This window comes from Sphingomonas sp. Leaf22 (genome assembly GCF_001421715.1).
Classification (GTDB): Bacteria; Pseudomonadota; Alphaproteobacteria; order Sphingomonadales; family Sphingomonadaceae; genus Sphingomonas.
Genome location: NZ_LMKP01000034.1, coordinates 25,983 through 41,144, shown reverse-complemented (window position 1 = coordinate 41,144; position 15,162 = coordinate 25,983). Strand labels below are relative to the sequence as shown.

The 15,162-nt window shown below is 67.1% G+C and carries 16 protein-coding genes; 7 read left to right on the top strand and 9 right to left on the bottom strand.

Translation table 11 applies throughout. The features are described 5' to 3' along the window. Position 1: 1 nt before the first annotated feature. From ASE70_RS12920 to gatC, 5 genes are read right to left on the bottom strand one after another with little or no spacing between them, the layout of a single operon-like run. On the bottom strand, positions 2–631 hold the full coding sequence (locus ASE70_RS12920; RefSeq protein ID WP_082451017.1) for a peptidylprolyl isomerase: 630 nt from the start codon (positions 629–631) through the stop codon (positions 2–4). After that, positions 628–2,112 (bottom strand): Asp-tRNA(Asn)/Glu-tRNA(Gln) amidotransferase subunit GatB, encoded by a 1,485-nt coding sequence (gene gatB, locus ASE70_RS12915; protein WP_056505523.1) that lies wholly within the window; start codon positions 2,110–2,112, stop codon positions 628–630. Before gatB ends, ASE70_RS12920 begins: the two co-directional genes overlap by 4 nt. Then, positions 2,105–2,287, bottom strand: coding sequence for a hypothetical protein (locus ASE70_RS12910; protein ID WP_156356221.1), 183 nt, complete (start codon positions 2,285–2,287; stop codon positions 2,105–2,107). Before ASE70_RS12910 ends, gatB begins: the two co-directional genes overlap by 8 nt. After that, on the bottom strand, positions 2,284–3,765 hold the full coding sequence (gene gatA / locus ASE70_RS12905) for an Asp-tRNA(Asn)/Glu-tRNA(Gln) amidotransferase subunit GatA (RefSeq protein WP_056505514.1): 1,482 nt from the start codon (positions 3,763–3,765) through the stop codon (positions 2,284–2,286). Before gatA ends, ASE70_RS12910 begins: the two co-directional genes overlap by 4 nt. Further along, a complete protein-coding gene (gatC, locus tag ASE70_RS12900) occupies positions 3,765–4,052 on the bottom strand; it encodes an Asp-tRNA(Asn)/Glu-tRNA(Gln) amidotransferase subunit GatC (protein WP_056399654.1) in 288 nt (95 codons plus the stop codon). Before gatC ends, gatA begins: the two co-directional genes overlap by 1 nt. A gap of 105 nt (positions 4,053–4,157) precedes the next feature. Here gatC and ASE70_RS12895 point away from each other — a divergent pair, with 105 nt between their 5' ends. The 4 genes from ASE70_RS12895 to ASE70_RS12880 are packed head-to-tail and all read left to right on the top strand — an operon-like array spanning position 4,158 to position 7,963. After that, on the top strand, positions 4,158–5,267 hold the full coding sequence (locus ASE70_RS12895; protein ID WP_056505510.1) for a DUF3089 domain-containing protein: 1,110 nt from the start codon (positions 4,158–4,160) through the stop codon (positions 5,265–5,267). Next, complete coding sequence (gene ruvX / locus ASE70_RS12890; RefSeq protein WP_056399731.1) at positions 5,264–5,734, top strand: Holliday junction resolvase RuvX; 471 nt, start codon at positions 5,264–5,266, stop codon at positions 5,732–5,734. Before ASE70_RS12895 ends, ruvX begins: the two co-directional genes overlap by 4 nt. A gap of 40 nt (positions 5,735–5,774) precedes the next feature. Then, complete coding sequence (locus tag ASE70_RS12885; RefSeq protein ID WP_056399644.1) at positions 5,775–6,764, top strand: aspartate carbamoyltransferase catalytic subunit; 990 nt, start codon at positions 5,775–5,777, stop codon at positions 6,762–6,764. Continuing rightward, complete coding sequence (locus ASE70_RS12880) at positions 6,761–7,963, top strand: dihydroorotase (RefSeq protein WP_056505508.1); 1,203 nt, start codon at positions 6,761–6,763, stop codon at positions 7,961–7,963. The genes ASE70_RS12885 and ASE70_RS12880 overlap by 4 nt, the downstream gene beginning before the upstream one ends. A 43-nt stretch (positions 7,964–8,006) precedes the next feature. Here the strand turns inward: ASE70_RS12880 and ASE70_RS12875 are convergent, their stop codons facing one another. From ASE70_RS12875 to ASE70_RS12865, 3 genes are read right to left on the bottom strand one after another with little or no spacing between them, the layout of a single operon-like run. Then, positions 8,007–9,242: an SPOR domain-containing protein gene (locus ASE70_RS12875; protein ID WP_056505505.1), complete on the bottom strand. Its 1,236-nt coding sequence runs from the start codon at positions 9,240–9,242 to the stop codon at positions 8,007–8,009. After that, a complete protein-coding gene (locus ASE70_RS12870) occupies positions 9,239–9,634 on the bottom strand; it encodes a hypothetical protein (protein ID WP_056399633.1) in 396 nt (131 codons plus the stop codon). Before ASE70_RS12870 ends, ASE70_RS12875 begins: the two co-directional genes overlap by 4 nt. 2 nt (positions 9,635–9,636) lie before the next feature. Then, entirely contained in the window at positions 9,637–10,341 is a 705-nt protein-coding gene (locus tag ASE70_RS12865; protein WP_056399630.1) for an AAA family ATPase, read from the bottom strand. Positions 10,342–10,494: 153 nt separating this feature from the next. Here ASE70_RS12865 and ASE70_RS12860 point away from each other — a divergent pair, with 153 nt between their 5' ends. After that, positions 10,495–11,385, top strand: coding sequence for an SPOR domain-containing protein (locus tag ASE70_RS12860; RefSeq protein ID WP_056399628.1), 891 nt, complete (start codon positions 10,495–10,497; stop codon positions 11,383–11,385). Positions 11,386–11,502: 117 nt separating this feature from the next. Here the strand turns inward: ASE70_RS12860 and serB are convergent, their stop codons facing one another. Then, positions 11,503–12,384: a phosphoserine phosphatase SerB gene (serB, locus tag ASE70_RS12855; RefSeq protein ID WP_056399626.1), complete on the bottom strand. Its 882-nt coding sequence runs from the start codon at positions 12,382–12,384 to the stop codon at positions 11,503–11,505. Here serB and miaA point away from each other — a divergent pair. Together miaA and ASE70_RS12845 are read left to right on the top strand one after the other, a co-directional pair. Beyond that, positions 12,383–13,312 (top strand): tRNA (adenosine(37)-N6)-dimethylallyltransferase MiaA, encoded by a 930-nt coding sequence (miaA, locus tag ASE70_RS12850; RefSeq protein ID WP_235519893.1) that lies wholly within the window; start codon positions 12,383–12,385, stop codon positions 13,310–13,312. The two genes, serB and miaA, sit on opposite strands and share 2 nt — an antisense overlap. 90 nt (positions 13,313–13,402) lie before the next feature. After that, a complete protein-coding gene (locus tag ASE70_RS12845; protein ID WP_056505497.1) occupies positions 13,403–15,148 on the top strand; it encodes an acetolactate synthase 3 large subunit in 1,746 nt (581 codons plus the stop codon). The last annotated feature ends 14 nt before the right edge of the window (positions 15,149–15,162 follow it).

Genomic DNA, 15,162 nt, shown 5'->3' with positions numbered 1-15,162 from the left:
GTCAGCGCGAAACGACCCGCCGCGCGGTGATGACCTTCACCGGCGCGGCGGGCATTTCGCCCTTGAACGCGCCATTGGTCGCCTTGGCCGGATCGACCGGCGTATCGAGTATCTTCGTCAGGACATCGCGCCCCTCGACGATCCGCGCGAAGGCTGCATAGCCTTGCCCGTCGGCCGGTACGCCGGGTGCGGCATCGAGCGAACGCCGCTGGTCTCCAACCGAAATCGTGAACTCACCCCGCGCCGTTCCGACGCCGAGTCGCGCGACCGATAGCGTACCATCGGTGTGCGAGAGACCGGTCTGCGTCGTCGGTTCGTGCTTGATCGGCGGGAGATACCGTTTCGCGTCGGTGTGGGGGCCGAACTGGACGAAGCCGAACTCGGGGCCGACCTTGACGATGCGGTAGAAGCTGACGCCGTCGAGCCGCTTCTGATCGACATAGCGCAGGAAATTGGCGGCGGTGATCGGCGCGCGCTTCGTCTCCACCTCGACGACCAGCGTCCCCGCCGTCGTGACGATCGCGACGCGTGGCAGCGGCGTTTCGGCCGGTGCCGCAACCGGTGCCTGTGCCAGCGCAGGTCCTGCCCATGCCAGCGCCACCAGCAGCGCGCGTCGCATCGTTCGCATCATCCCAGCGCCTTCTTCAACAGATCGTTGACCACACCCGGATTCGCCTTGCCGCCCATCGCCTTCATCGTCTGACCGACGAAGAAGCCGAACAGCTTGTCCTTGCCGGCGCGATAGTCGGCGACCTTGTCGGCATTCTTTTCCATGACCTCGGCGATCACCGCTTCGATCGCGCCGGTATCGCTGGTCTGCTTGAGGCCGCGTTCCTCGACGATCGCGTTCGCCCCCTGCCCGGTTTCGAGCATGATTTCGAACACCTGCTTCGACAGCGTGCCCGACAGCGTGCCGTCGGCGACCAGCTTCAGCAATTCCGCCCCCTGTGCCGGCGAAACCGGGCTGTCGACGATGCCCTTGCCCAACCGGTTCAGCGCCCCGTACAGGTCCGAAATCAACCAGTTGGCGGCGGACTTTGCCGGTACGTCCGAACCGCATTCGGCCAGCAGCGCCTCGAACCAGCGCGCCGTTTCGACCTCGGCGGTCAGTACGGCGGCGTTGTACGCCGACAGGCCCAATTCGCCTTCATAGCGATTGCGCTTGGCATCGGGCAGTTCGGGCAGGCTCGCACGGCATTCGTCGAGAAACGCATCGTCGAGTTCGAGCGGCAGCAGGTCGGGGTCGGGGAAGTAGCGATAATCATGCGCGTCTTCCTTCGACCGCATCGACCGGGTCACGCCCTTGTCCGGATCGAACAGGCGGGTTTCCTGCACGATGCGGCCGCCATCCTCGATCACCGCGACCTGCCGGTTCGCTTCATATTCAATCGCGGCCATCACGAACCGAACCGAGTTGACGTTCTTGGTCTCCGTCCGCGTGCCCAGTTCCTCGCCAGGGCGGCGGACCGAGACGTTGACGTCGGCGCGCATCGACCCCTGATCCATATTGCCGTCGCACGACCCGACATAGCGCAGGATCGTTCGCAGCTTCGACAGATAAGCCCCTGCTTCGGCTGGCGAACGCATGTCGGGACGGCTGACGATTTCCATCAGCGCCACGCCCGAGCGATTGAGGTCGACATAGGACCGGGTGGGATGCTGGTCATGCATCAGCTTGCCGGCATCCTGCTCGACATGGATGCGCTCGACGCCGATCGTTTTGGTCGGGCTGTCGGGATTCTTTTCGTCGAGCACGACCGTGACCGACCCCTCGCCGACCAGCGGGTGGTAGAGCTGGCTGATCTGATAGCCCTGCGGCAGATCGGCGTAGAAATAATTCTTGCGGTCGAAGCGCGACCATTTGTTGATGACCGCATCGATCGCCATCCCGGTCCGCACCGCCTGCCGGATGCATTCGCGATTCGGCGTCGGCAACATGCCCGGCATCGCCGCGTCGACCAGCGACACCTGCGTATTCGGCTCGGCACCGAACGCGGTCGCCGCGCCGGAGAACAGCTTGGCATTCGACGTGACCTGGGCATGGACTTCGAGGCCGATCACGACCTCCCAGTCGCCGGTCGCGCCACGGATGCGATAGGTGGACTCAGTCATTCTCATTCAATCCACGTTCTGGGCGTCGAAACAGCCGATGCCGTTCGCGCCGTTCCGTTTTCATCTGCCGATCGATGGGTCGACGGCGGGCAGGACGATCATCCCTGCGCTTGCCCGACCAGTCGAAGAACCCGGCAAGGTCGCCAAGCGCTTCGAACAGGTCGAACAGGCTCACCACCATTTATCCGCACGCGCGACGAACCCGGCCCGCTGTTCGATCGCCAGCCCGGCGTTCAACACGCCCTGTTCATCGAGCGGCCTGCCGATGATCTGCAAGCCGAGCGGCAACCCGTCCTTGTCGACACCACCCGGCACGCTCATCGCCGGCAGGCCCGCCAGCGATGACGGCACGGTGAAGACGTCGTTCAGATACATCGCGATCGGATCGGCGCTCTTTTCGCCCAGCGCAAACGCTGCCGACGGCGCGGTGGGGGTCAGCAGCACGTCGCACTGTTCGAACGCCGCTTCGAAATCGCGCGCGATCAGCGTCCGCACCTTCTGCGCCTGCGTATAATAGGCGTCGTAGAAACCGGCCGACAGCACATAGGTGCCGATCATGATCCGGCGCTTCACCTCGTCGCCGAAGCCCGCGGCGCGGGTCGCGGCATACATGTCCTGCAGTCCGGCACCCTCGGGCAGCACCCGCTGACCATAGCGCACGCCATCATAGCGTGCGAGGTTCGACGACGCTTCTGCGGGCGCGATGATGTAATAGGCCGGCAGCGCATATCTGGTGTGCGGCAGCGAGACCTCGACGATCTCCGCGCCGGCATCCTTCAGCCAGTCGATGCCCTGCTGCCACAGCGCCTCGATCTCGGCGGGCATGCCGTCGACGCGATATTCCTTCGGGATACCGACGCGCTTGCCGCGCAGGTCGGCGTTCAGCCCCGCTTCCCATGCCGGGACCGGCAGGTCGAGCGAGGTCGCATCCTTGGGATCGAACCCGGCCATCGCCTCCAGCATGATCGCGCAGTCGCGGGTATCGTGCGCCATCGGCCCCGCCTGGTCCAGCGACGAGGCGAAGGCGACGACGCCGTAGCGCGAGCAGCGGCCATAGGTCGGCTTGATGCCGGTGATCCCGACGAACGCGGCCGGCTGACGGATCGAACCGCCGGTATCGGTGCCGGTCGCCGCGGGGCACAGCCGCGCCGCGATCGCCGCCGACGAACCGCCCGACGAACCGCCCGGTGCCAGCGGCGCGGTATCGCCCGGCCGACGCCATGGCGAGATGACGTTGCCGAACGCACTGGTTTCGTTCGAAGACCCCATCGCGAACTGGTCGAGGTTCAGCTTGCCCAGCATCCCCGCGCCGGCATTCCACAAATTGCCCGACACGGTGGATTCATATTGCGGCACGAAGCCCTTCAGGATGTCGCTCGCGGCCGTGGTCTCCACGCCCTGCGTGCAGAACAGGTCCTTCATGCCGATCGGCACGCCGGCAAGCGGCTTGAGCGTCTCGCCGGCGGCGCGCGCATCGTCGGCCGCCTTCGCAGCGGCGCGCGCATGGTCGGGAGTTTCGACAAGGAAGGCGTTGAGCGGCTTCGCAGCGGCCACCGCGTCGATGAACGCATCGGCGACGTCGCGGGCGGAAAAATCGCCGCCGCGCACGCCGTCGCGGATCGCGGCGACGCCAAGGTCGGTCAGGTTCGACACTATTCGATCACTTTCGGAACGGTGAAAAAGCCATGCTCGCCCTGCGGCGCATTGGCGAGCACGCGGTCGCGGACATCGCCATCGGTGACGACATCGTCGCGCAGGCGCAGATGGTTGGGGATGACCGCGGTCATCGGTTCGACGCCGCTGGTATCGACCTCGCCCAGTTGCTCGATAAAACCGAGGATATTGCCGAGTTCGGGTGCCAGCTTTTCGGCTTCGGCATCGGTGATCGCGATACGGGCAAGGCCGGCCACGCGTTTGACGGTTGCAGGTTCGACGGACATGACATGGGCGGCTAGCATCCCGGCGAGCCCCCCACAAGCACCGCAAAGCGGTTGCGTGGGAACGCCGCTTCCCCCACCAAGGCCGCGATAACGGCGGAGACGGGGTTGGCGCGCAAATTCCTGTATCTGGTGGCGGCGCTGATCGTGCTGGCGATCGCCGCGCTGTTCGCCTTTCGCCTGTTCGGCAATGACCTGCTGCGCCGGGCGATGGTCCCGGGTGTCGCGTTCCGCGCCGAACCGGCGATGCCGGCCAACGCCTATGCCGACCGCACCCTGTGGTTCGCCCGGCCGGGACTGACCGATACGCCGGTCGACTGGCTGCCGCAGGGAATCGCACCGACGGCACCGGGCAATGCCGAAATCTTCTTCGTTCATCCGACCTCGTTCGTCGGCACCGATCGCTGGAACGCCGCGCTCGACGATCGCGAATCGAACGGACGGGCGCAGGTGTTCCTGCGCGGACAGGCCAGCGCGTTCAGCGCCGCCGGTCGCGTCTGGGCACCGCGCTATCGTCAAGCGGCGTTCGGTGCCTTCCTGACCGGTGACGCCGCAGCCACGCAGGCGCTCGACCTCGCCTATCGCGACGTCGCGGCGGCGTTCGATACGTTCGTCGCCGAAGCCGATCCGAAGCGCCCGATCATCCTCGCCGGCCACAGCCAGGGCGCGCTGCACCTGACGCGACTGCTGCGGGAGAAGGTTGCCGGCACCCCGCTCGCCCGCCGCATTGTCGCCGCCTATGTCGTCGGCTGGCCGGTATCGAAGGCGACCGACCTGACCGCGCTCGGCCTGCCCGAATGCACCACCGCCGATCAGGCGCGCTGTCTGCTGTCGTGGCAAAGCTTCGCCGAACCCGCCGACCCGGCACTGATCGTCGAGCGATATGACGCATCGACCGGGTTCGACGGACGTCCGCGCAGCGGCACGCCGATGGTGTGTACCAACCCGCTGACCGGCACCGCCAACGCTGCCGCACCCGCCAGCGCCAATCGCGGCACGCTGATCCCCGACAAGGAACTGGCCGACGCGACGATCACGCCAGGGCTGGTCCCCGCCCGTTGCGACGAACGCGGTTTCCTGCTGATCGGCGACAGCCCGCCCGATCTCGGCCCCTATGTGCTGCCGGGCAACAACTGGCACGTGTATGACTACAGCCTGTTCTGGGCGAATGTCCGCGCCGACGCCCTGCGCCGGCTGGCGGCGTGGGAGAGACGATGATTACCGAAAACCGCGCCGTCTTTCGCGACGCGCTGCCCGAAGGTGGCCGGCTGATCGGCCTCGATGTCGGGACCAAGACGATCGGCACCGCGCTGTGCGATGCCGGATGGAGCTTCGCCAGCCCGGCGATCCTGATCAACCGGACCAAATTCACCGCCGACAAGGCGCAGCTGACGACCCTGATCCGCCAGCAATCGGTGCGCGGCATCGTCGTCGGCCTGCCGCTCAACATGGACGGCACCGATTCGCCGCGAACGCAGTCGATCCGGGCATTCGCCCGCAATCTCGACGATAGCGGCCTGCCGATCTTCCTGTGGGACGAACGCTGGTCGACGGTCGCGGTCGAACGGCAGATGATCGCCGAAGATCTCAGCCGCGCCAAACGCGCCGAACGCGTCGACAAGCTCGCTGCCGCCTATATCCTGCAAGGGGCGATCGACGCGCTGGTCAACGTTCCGCTCGGCTGACCTTGCGCGAGCGCGTGGCCCGGCTTAACCGGTCGCCTCGATGCATAGCTCAGACCACCGCCCCGCCGCCATGATCGATGGGGGTGCCGTTTTCCCGCATCGCCACCTGACCGGGATCGAGGGGTTGCAGCCCCATGAGATCCTGTTCCTGCTCGACGAAGCCGAACAATGGATCGACGCCAATCGCAGCCGCGGTCCCAGCGACCACCGGCTGGACGGCGTGACGCAGATCAACGCATTCTTCGAAAACAGCACGCGCACGCTGTTGTCGTTCGAGATCGCCGGCAAGCGGCTAGGGGCCGACGTGGTCAACATGCACGCCGGCCAGTCGAGCGTGAAGAAGGGCGAGACGCTGATCGACACCGCCGTCACGTTGAACGCTATGCGCGCCGACGTGATCGTCATCCGCCACGGTTCGTCAGGCGCGGTGCAATTGATCGCCGACAAGGTCGATTGCCCGGTGCTGAATGCCGGCGACGGCTGGCACGAACATCCGACCCAGGCGCTGCTGGATGCGCTGACCATCCGCCGGCGGCTGGGGGAGATCGCCCATAGGCGCGTCGTGATCTGTGGCGACATCCTGCACAGCCGGGTCGCGCGGTCGAACATCCTCGCGCTCACCACCCTCGCCGCCGAAGTCCGCGTCGTCGCGCCGACGACGTTGATGCCGCAGGCGATCGAGTCGATGGGCGTCACCCCCTTCACCGATTTCGACGCCGCGCTGGAGGGGGCCGATGTCGTGATGATGCTGCGGTTGCAGAATGAGCGGATGAACGGCGGCTTCATTCCGTCGACCCGCGAATATCACCTCCGCTACGGCCTGACCCGCGAACGGCTGAAACGGGCCGAGCCGCACGCGATCGTCATGCATCCGGGACCGATGAACCGGGGGATTGAGATTACCAGCGACGTCGCCGACGATCCCGAACGCTCGACCATCACCGAACAGGTCGAAATGGGCGTCGCGGTGCGCATGGCGTGCCTCGACGTGCTGACCCGGCGCAGCCGTGGCGTGGAGGGCTGGGCATGAGCATGATCTTTACCGGGGGCACGCTGGTTTGTCCCGATAGCGGCGTGCGTAGCGGCGATCTGGCCGTAAGCGGCGATACGATCGCCTCGCACGTTTCGAACGCCGAACGCATCGACATCACCGGCAAGCTGCTGGCACCCGCGATCGTCGATCTCGGCGTGTTCGGCATCGATGCCGCTGCCTGCCGGGCGGGCGGGATCGTCCGCGTCGGACTGATGCCCGATCAGGCACCGGTGCTCGACGATCCGGGCATCGTCGCGCGGGCAGCGCATATGGGCAAGCCCGATATCTGGATCCACCCGCTATCGGCCGCGACTCAGGGGCTGCGCGGCACCGACCTCGCCGAAATGGCGATCAATGCCGAAGCGGGTGCGGTGGCGGTCGCGACCGGGCGGCGCTGGATCGCCGACAGCGGCGTGATGCGAAAGGTGCTGGCCTATGCCCGCGACTGCGATCTGGTCGTAGTCGCCCATGCCGAGGACGGCGGCGTTGCTGGCGACGCGGTGGCGACGTCCGGCGAGACGGCAACGCGGCTCGGCCTGCCCGCTGCGCCGGCCATCGCCGAAGCACTGGCCATCGCGCGCGACCTGATGCTGGCGGAAGACACCGGCGCGCGGCTGCATTTCCGGCAGGTGACGACCGCCGCCGGGTTCGACCTGATCCGGGCGGCCAAGCGACGCGGCGTTCGCGTCACCTGCGGCATCACCCCCGCCCATCTCTATTTCTCCGACATCGCGATGAGCGATTTCCGGACCTTCGCCCATCTCTCGCCGCCGCTGCGCGACGAAGGCGATCGTCGCGCCGCGCGCGCCGCGCTGGCCGACGGGACGATCGACGTCCTGTGTTCGGGGCATGATCCGCGCGGTCCCGAAGCCAAGCGCCTGCCCTTTGCCGATTCGGAACCCGGCATGGCGGGGGCGGAGACGCTGCTGGCGCTCGGGCTGGGGCTGGTTCGCGACGGGCTGATCGAACTCGACCGCCTCTTCGCGCTGCTGGCGCGGAACCCGGCAAGCCTGCTCGGCCTCGATACCGGCACCTTGGCCACCGGAGCGCCCGCCGACCTGATCGTCGTCGATCAGGATACGCCGTGGCAGGTCCGCGCCGACGCTCTGGCGGGCAAGGCGGCGAATACGCCGTTCGACGGCCTGCCGGTGCAGGGCCGCGCGGTCCGGGTGATAAAGGGCGGCGCGTTCCTGTAAGGGAACGCGCCGCCTCCTCCTGGGAGAGGCTCGGGAAACTGGTTCAGCGCGAGGCGAGGCGTTCGGGGCGGGCCCAGTTCGCCAGTTGCTCGCCGGCGTGGGTACGAACGAAACAGCGTTCGCCCTTTGCCCGCACGCGACCGCACAACGCCGCGGCATCGGCATGGGCGAGACCGCCGACCGACAGCCGGTAGAAACTGGCACCACGGACGCTCGCTTGCATACCCTGTGGCGACATTCCGGCAAGCCGGGGTACGTTTCGGCTCAAACGTCGCCACGCGGACCGGGCGACCGCCGGGGTATCGAACGCACCGAGCTGCACATAATAGCCGCCGGCATCGCGCGATGTCGGAGCCGCCGCCATGCGGACCGGGCCGATCGAACTGCCACGGGCCCCTCGATAATCGCTCGGCAGCGCCTGCACGATTTCCTGCCGTGGTGCGAAGGTGATGGCCGGGCGGATCACGCTCGCCACCCCGGTCGGCGCGGCTACCGGCTCGACAAGGACCGGCTCGACCAGCGCGACCGCCACCGGCGCGGCATCGCCCGGTGCCGACAATGCCAGTTGCGTCGGCTGCCCGCGATCGACCGCCGGCGTCACGCCGAGCAGTGCCGCGACCTGCTGCGCCGCCGATTGCGGCCGCGCGAAACCCGCCCATTCGACCAGTCGCGCATCGACCTGTTCGGGCGACATGTCGACCGACGCCACGGTCCGCGCTTCGACCCAACGTCCATCGAGCGCAAGGGCGAGCGCAAGATTCTGTCGCATCGTCGCGGTCGCCGCCGGATCGCGGGCCGCTTCGCTGAGCAACGCGATCCCCCCGGCCGGATCACCCGCCAGCGCCAGCGCCAGTCCGCGATCGGCATTGGCGATCCGCGCGGCATGTGCGGTCAGCGTCTCGCGCGCCGCCACCCATTCGCCGGTCGCGGTCTGCGCCAGCGCAAGGTTCAGCGCGGCGCGACCATCGGCCGGGTTCAGCGCCAGCACGTCGCTGAACGCCTGCGTGGCCGAGGCGAACCGCCCCGCCTGCAGATAGGCCTTGCCCAGCAGCGTGCGATAACCGGGATCGCGCGGCGCGAGCGTGACCGCCTGTTCGGCGAGGGTCACCGCTTCATCGCCGTGCCGCTTCGCCAGCGCCTTGGCCGCCTTGCCCGCCAGCTTCTGCGCCATAGTCTGTTCGGACGATGCCACCGCCACGCTCCCGCTGGCGACCAGTGCCAGCGAGCCGCCGAGCATCGCCGTGGCCAGACCGACCGAGATGAGCAGATGGGTCTTCATTGCGTGCCCTTTGCGGCCCCATCGGGGGCAAGGCGCTGAACGAGCGCCGCGATGTCGGAGGTCGACGGGAGGGACCGATCGAGCGTTTCGCGAACGAACGCCTCCGGGGAAAGGTTGCGTACCGTCGCCGCCAGCCGCAACCGCAACAGCCGGTCGGCATCGAGCGTCAGGACGATCGATCCTTCCTCCGCCGACGGCGCGGCATGCAGCATCGCCCGTTCGCGCAGGACGGCGGGAACCGGCATCGTCGGCTCGCCCAGATCGTTCCAGCCGAGATCGTCACCCGGATCGGTCGCATCGCCGGTCCCATGCGGGCGCATCGCCGGACGTGCCTCGCCCTTGCGGGCCAGCAGGCCGGGATTGATCTGTGTGGGATTGCGCGGTGTAGCCATGGCTAGCCCCGCACCCGACGGCCGAAGCCCCCGGCAGGACGCGGACCACCCGCCAACGTCGGCACGGCGAACACGGTACGCCGGAAATTCTTTTCGAGGCGATCGTGGATATAGTTCCATAGCCCCTCGATTTCGGCGCTCGACTTCGACGTCGGATCGATCTCCATGACCGTCCGCCCGTCGACCATCGACGATGCGAAATCGACGCGGTGATGGACCGTCACCGGTGCGACCGTGCCGTGTTGCGACAGGGCCATCGTCGCCTCCGCAGTGATCTTCGCACCCGGAGTCGCCGCGTTGACCACGAAGACCAACGGCTTGCCGGCACGATCGCACAGGTCGACGGTCGCCCCGACCGCGCGCAGGTCGTGCGGGCTGGGCCGGGTCGGCACCACGATCAGTTCGGCAACGGCGATCACGCTCTGGATCGCCATGGTGATCGCCGGCGGGGTATCGATCACTGCCAGCTTGAACCCATGGGCACGCAGCGTTTCCAGATCGGCCGCCAGCCGCGCGACCAGCGTCTGCGCGAACGCCGGTTCGTCGGTGACGCGCGCGTTCCACCAGTCGGCCAGCGAGCCTTGCGGATCGATGTCGACCATGACGACCGGACCCGCGCCCGACCGTTCGGCCTGCACGGCGAGATGCCCGGACAATGTCGTCTTGCCCGATCCCCCCTTTTGCGATGCCACCGCCAGAACGCGCATGCCGCTTACGTCTCCCTTCACTTGCAGCCGGGATTGGCACGGACAGGCCTAAAATGCGGTTAACGTCCCGTACGGAGGCGACCGATCGCGAAAGCCGTTCCGCCGACCGGCAAGCGCTGATAATGGACGGCGATGATCGCAAGGGGGACTTGGATGCGCGGTGCGATGGGGGCGGCTCTGGCGGCGACGATGCTGGCGGTGCCGGCGCTTGCCGATGTGAAGGCTGGCGTGGAGGCGTGGGCGCGGGGCGACTGGACGACGGCGGTCGGCGAATGGCGCGAACCGGCGGTCGCGGGCGATGCCGATGCGCAGTTTAATCTGGGGCAGGCCTATAAGCTCGGTCGCGGCGTGCCAATGAACCTGACCGAAGCCGAACAATGGTATGCCCGCGCCGCACAACAGGGGCACCGGCAGGCCGAGGAAAATTACGGCCTGATCCTTTTCCAGAACGGCAAACGCCCCGAAGCCGTTCAATGGCTCGAAAAATCGGCAAACCGCGGCGAGGCGAGAAGCCAGTTCGTCCTCGGGACGATGCTCTTCAACGGCGACGCCGTGCCGAAGGACTGGCGGCGCGCCTATGCGTTGATGACGCGCGCATCGTCGGCGGGACTGCCGCAGGCGGCGGCGACGCTGGCGCAGATGGACCGGTATGTCCCGCTGCCCGACCGGCAGGCGGCGCTGGCGATGGCGCGCGATCTGGAGCGGAATGCCGGACGCCCCGCCCTGCCCGCCACGCCCGAGCTACCCAAGGCAACGCAGGTCGCCAAGGCCTCCCCCGCCCCCAGGCCGGTCCCTCGCGCCGCTCCGCCAGCGTCTCCGGTCGCCACCGGCAACTGGCGGGTGCAACTCGGCGCGTTCCGCGATGCGGGCAATGCGCGGCGGCTATGGACCGAGGTCGCGGGCAAGTTCACGGGCCGACAGCCCTTTTACGACGATGCCGGCGGCGTCACCCGGTTGCAGATCGGCCCATTCGCCAGCAGCGCCGAGGCGACCCGCGCCTGCGCCACGATCCGCCCGACGACCTGCGTCCCGGTAAAGCGGTAATCCCCGCCGCGCTGCTGCTGATGGCGCAGATCGGCGCTCGGGCTGCCGCAAGCCTGCGCCGACATCGCAATGTGACGGCCGCTCGCGACGCGTGGTAATACCGTTCGCGCGCGGCGATCAGCCGCGCACCCACTCCGATGGCGCGATCCCCTGCATATACAGCAATGCGGTCAGGTCATTATGGTCGATCCGCACCCCTGCCTCGGCAGCGACGATCGGCTTGGCGTGATAGGCGACGCCCAGCCCCGCGCGGCGGATCATCGGCAGGTCGTTGGCCCCGTCGCCGACCGCCAGCGTCGATTGCCCGTCGATGCCGAGTTCATCGATCGCACCCAGCAGCGTGACTTCCTTCGTCGTCGCATCGACGATCGGCTTCGCGACCTTGCCGGTCAGCTTGCCATCCTCGATCAGCAAGCGGTTGGCGATCATCCGGTCGAAACCTAGTTCGGTGCCGACCGGCTCGGCAAAACGGGTGAAGCCGCCCGACACGAGAATCGTCGTTGCGCCGCGAGCACGCATCGTCCGGATTAGCGTCTTGGCCCCCGGCATGAGCTTGACGCGTTCGTCGAGGCACCGCTGGATCGCGCTTTCCTCCAGCCCTGCCAACAGGGCGACGCGGGCATCGAGCGCCGAGGCGAAGTCGAGTTCGCCGCGCATTGCCCGTTCGGTCACCTCGGCGATCTGCGCCTTGATCCCGGCATAGTCGGCTAGTTCGTCGATGCATTCGACGGTGATCATCGTCGAATCCATGTCGGCGACCAGCAGCGTCTTCTCGCGATTGGCGGCGGGCTGCACCGCGACGTCGGTGCCGGCAACAAGGCCTTCGATCGCGCCCCGCGCTGCGGCGGCATCGCTGGCGAACCGGATATCGGCGGCGCGGCCTTCGTCGATCCACGTCCAGCCCTCGACCAGACAGCCGGCCACGTCCAGCCGATCGGCGGCGGCGGAAATATCGCCCGCGGCGATCGATTCGGCTGCTATCAGCGTGGCGATGAACATGGCGAAATCTCCTGACCGTCCGAGGGTCGCGCTCATCGCAGGCCCGACCGCCAGCGGCAAGTCCGCGCTGGCGATCGCGGTCGCCCGGGCGCATGACGGCGTCGTCATCAATGCCGACAGCGCACAAGTGTATCGCGACCTGCGCATCCTTTCCGCGCGCCCGTCGCCCTATGAAGAAGCGCAGGCACCGCACCGCCTGTTCGGCCATGTCGACGGCGCAAACAGCTATTCCGCGCCGGCATGGGCGAAGGACGCGATCCGCGAGATCAACGCCGCACATGCAGCAGGCAAGCTGCCGGTGCTGGTCGGCGGCACCGGCCTGTATCTGCGGACCCTGATCGACGGCATCGCGCCCGTCCCCGAGATCGATCCCGCCATCCGCAAGGCCGTCCGTGCGCTGCCGGTGGCCGAGGCAACCGAGGCGCTCAGCGTCGCCGATCCGGCAGCCGCCGCCCGGCTGAACCCGGCCGACACCACCCGCATTGCCCGCGCGCTGGAAGTGGTGCGATCGACCGGTCGGACGCTGGCCGACTGGCAGCGCGACCGGACCGGCGGGATCGGCGACCGCATCACGCTGTCGACCATGATCCTGCTGCCCGAACGCGACTGGCTGACCGGACGCTGCGACCGCCGCTTGTCAGCCATGTTCGACGGCGGGGCAGTCGAGGAAGTCGCCACGTTGCTGGCGCGCAACGACATCGCGCCACAGGCTTCTGTCCGCCGCGCCATCGGCGTGATCGAGATCGAACGCTGGCAAAAGGGTGAATGGACCCGCGATGAAGCACTGCGCGAAGCGCGCTTCGCAACGCGGCAATATGCCAAACGGCAGTATACATGGTTCCGCAACCAGCCACCGGCCGATTGGCTTCGCACCAGCGAAACCGAAACATGCGCGTTATCATGTCAATTCGACATTTTATTACGTTAAAGATGGTTGACACGTACATTTATGGCGACTAGCGACGCTGCTCCAACGGTGCTATTCGCGCCTGCGAAAATATTGAGGAGTTGAAGACCCATGACCGAGAAGAGTGGAGCCGCCATTTTGGTCGAGGCCCTCGTCGACCTCGGCGTGGAAGTCGTATTCGGCTATCCCGGCGGCGCGGTGCTGCCGATCTACGACGCGTTGTTCGAACACAGCCGGATCAAGCACATCCTCGTCCGCCACGAACAGGCCGCGACCCATGCGGCGGAGGGCTATGCTCGCTCGACGGGCAAGCCGGGCGTCGTGCTCGTCACCTCGGGTCCGGGGGCGACGAACGCGATTACCGGCATCACCGACGCGCTGCTCGATTCGATCCCGATGGTCGTCATCACCGGACAGGTCCCGACCGCCCTGATCGGCACCGACGCGTTTCAGGAGGCCGATACCGTCGGCATCACGCGCCACTGCTGCAAGCACAATTATCTGGTGAAGGACCCGGCCAGGCTCGGCCACGTCATTCACGAGGCGTTCCATATCGCCACCGCCGGCCGCCCCGGCCCGGTCGTGGTCGACATTCCCAAGGACGTGCAGGTCGCGACCGCGCGCTACACCAAGCCCGGCCCGATCCAGCACAAGACCTATCGTCCGAAGGTGAAGGCCGACCGGGCGCAGATCGAGCAGGTCGTCGACATGCTGGCGGCGGCCGAGCGGCCGGTGCTGTATACCGGCGGCGGCATCATCAATTCGGGTCCGGGCGCGTCGCAACTGCTGCGTGAACTGGTCCGGGTGTCGGGTGCGCCGGTCACCTCGACGTTGATGGGTCTCGGTGCCCTGCCCGCTTCCAGCCCGAGCTGGCTGGGGATGCTGGGGATGCACGGCACCTATGAAGCGAATATGGCGATGAACGAGGCCGATCTGGTCATCGCCATCGGTGCGCGCTTCGACGACCGGGTGACCGGGCGGCTCGATGCCTTCAGCCCGCGCAGCCGCAAGGTCCATATCGATATCGACCGGTCGAGCGTGAACAAGATCGTGCGCGCCGATCTGGGCATCATCGCCGATGCCGGCCACGCGATGGAGGACATGGTGCGGGTGTGGAAATCGCGCCAGCATCCCAAGCCCGACCTGAAGGCGTGGTGGGCGAAGATCGAGGGCTGGCGCGCCAAGCGTTGCCTCGACTTCCCGGAATCGACCAAGGAAATCATGCCGCAGCGCGCGATCCGGGCGCTGTACGCCGCGACCAAACATCGCGCGCCGATCATCTCGACCGAGGTCGGCCAGCATCAGATGTGGGCGGCCCAGCATTTCGGCTTCGAAGCACCGAACAAGTGGCTGACCAGCGGCGGTCTCGGCACGATGGGCTATGGCCTGCCCGCCGCGATCGGTGCGCAGCTCGGAAATCCGGGGGCGCTGTGCATCGACATCGCCGGCGAGGCGTCGATCCAGATGAACATTCAGGAGCTGGCGACGGCGACGCAGTACCGGCTGCCGGTGAAGATCTTCATCCTCAACAACGAATATATGGGCATGGTCCGCCAGTGGCAGGAGCTGACCTACAGCTCGCGCTATTCGAGCAGCTATTCGGACTCGCTGCCCGACTTCGTAAAGCTGGGCGAGGCATATGGCTGGAAGGGTATTCGCATCGAAACGCCCGACCAGCTGGAGGACGGGATTCAGGCCATGCTCGACCATGACGGCCCGGTGATCGTTGACTGCATGGTGGCGAAGCTGGCCAACTGCTTCCCGATGATCCCCAGCGGCGCGGCGCATACCGACATGATCCTGCAGGCGAACGAAGTCTCGGGCGAAATGGACGACGAAGCCAAGGCGCTGGTGTAAATCCCAGATCCTCC

What these genes read in the sequence shown, in the direction of transcription:
- ASE70_RS12920 (WP_082451017.1), bottom strand. Translation starts at nt 631, where the DNA reads ATGATGCGAACGATGCGACGCGCGCTGCTGGTGGCGCTGGCATGGGCA.
- gatB (WP_056505523.1), bottom strand. Translation starts at nt 2,112, where the DNA reads ATGACTGAGTCCACCTATCGCATCCGTGGCGCGACCGGCGACTGGGAG.
- gatC (WP_056399654.1), bottom strand. Translation starts at nt 4,052, where the DNA reads ATGTCCGTCGAACCTGCAACCGTCAAACGCGTGGCCGGCCTTGCCCGT.
- ruvX (WP_056399731.1), top strand. Translation starts at nt 5,264, where the DNA reads ATGATTACCGAAAACCGCGCCGTCTTTCGCGACGCGCTGCCCGAAGGT.
- ASE70_RS12885 (WP_056399644.1), top strand. Translation starts at nt 5,775, where the DNA reads ATGCATAGCTCAGACCACCGCCCCGCCGCCATGATCGATGGGGGTGCC.
- ASE70_RS12880 (WP_056505508.1), top strand. Translation starts at nt 6,761, where the DNA reads ATGAGCATGATCTTTACCGGGGGCACGCTGGTTTGTCCCGATAGCGGC.
- ASE70_RS12875 (WP_056505505.1), bottom strand. Translation starts at nt 9,242, where the DNA reads ATGAAGACCCATCTGCTCATCTCGGTCGGTCTGGCCACGGCGATGCTC.
- ASE70_RS12870 (WP_056399633.1), bottom strand. Translation starts at nt 9,634, where the DNA reads ATGGCTACACCGCGCAATCCCACACAGATCAATCCCGGCCTGCTGGCC.
- ASE70_RS12865 (WP_056399630.1), bottom strand. Translation starts at nt 10,341, where the DNA reads ATGCGCGTTCTGGCGGTGGCATCGCAAAAGGGGGGATCGGGCAAGACG.
- ASE70_RS12860 (WP_056399628.1), top strand. Translation starts at nt 10,495, where the DNA reads ATGCGCGGTGCGATGGGGGCGGCTCTGGCGGCGACGATGCTGGCGGTG.
- miaA (WP_235519893.1), top strand. Translation starts at nt 12,383, where the DNA reads ATGGCGAAATCTCCTGACCGTCCGAGGGTCGCGCTCATCGCAGGCCCG.
- serB (WP_056399626.1), bottom strand. Translation starts at nt 12,384, where the DNA reads ATGTTCATCGCCACGCTGATAGCAGCCGAATCGATCGCCGCGGGCGAT.
- ASE70_RS12845 (WP_056505497.1), top strand. Translation starts at nt 13,403, where the DNA reads ATGACCGAGAAGAGTGGAGCCGCCATTTTGGTCGAGGCCCTCGTCGAC.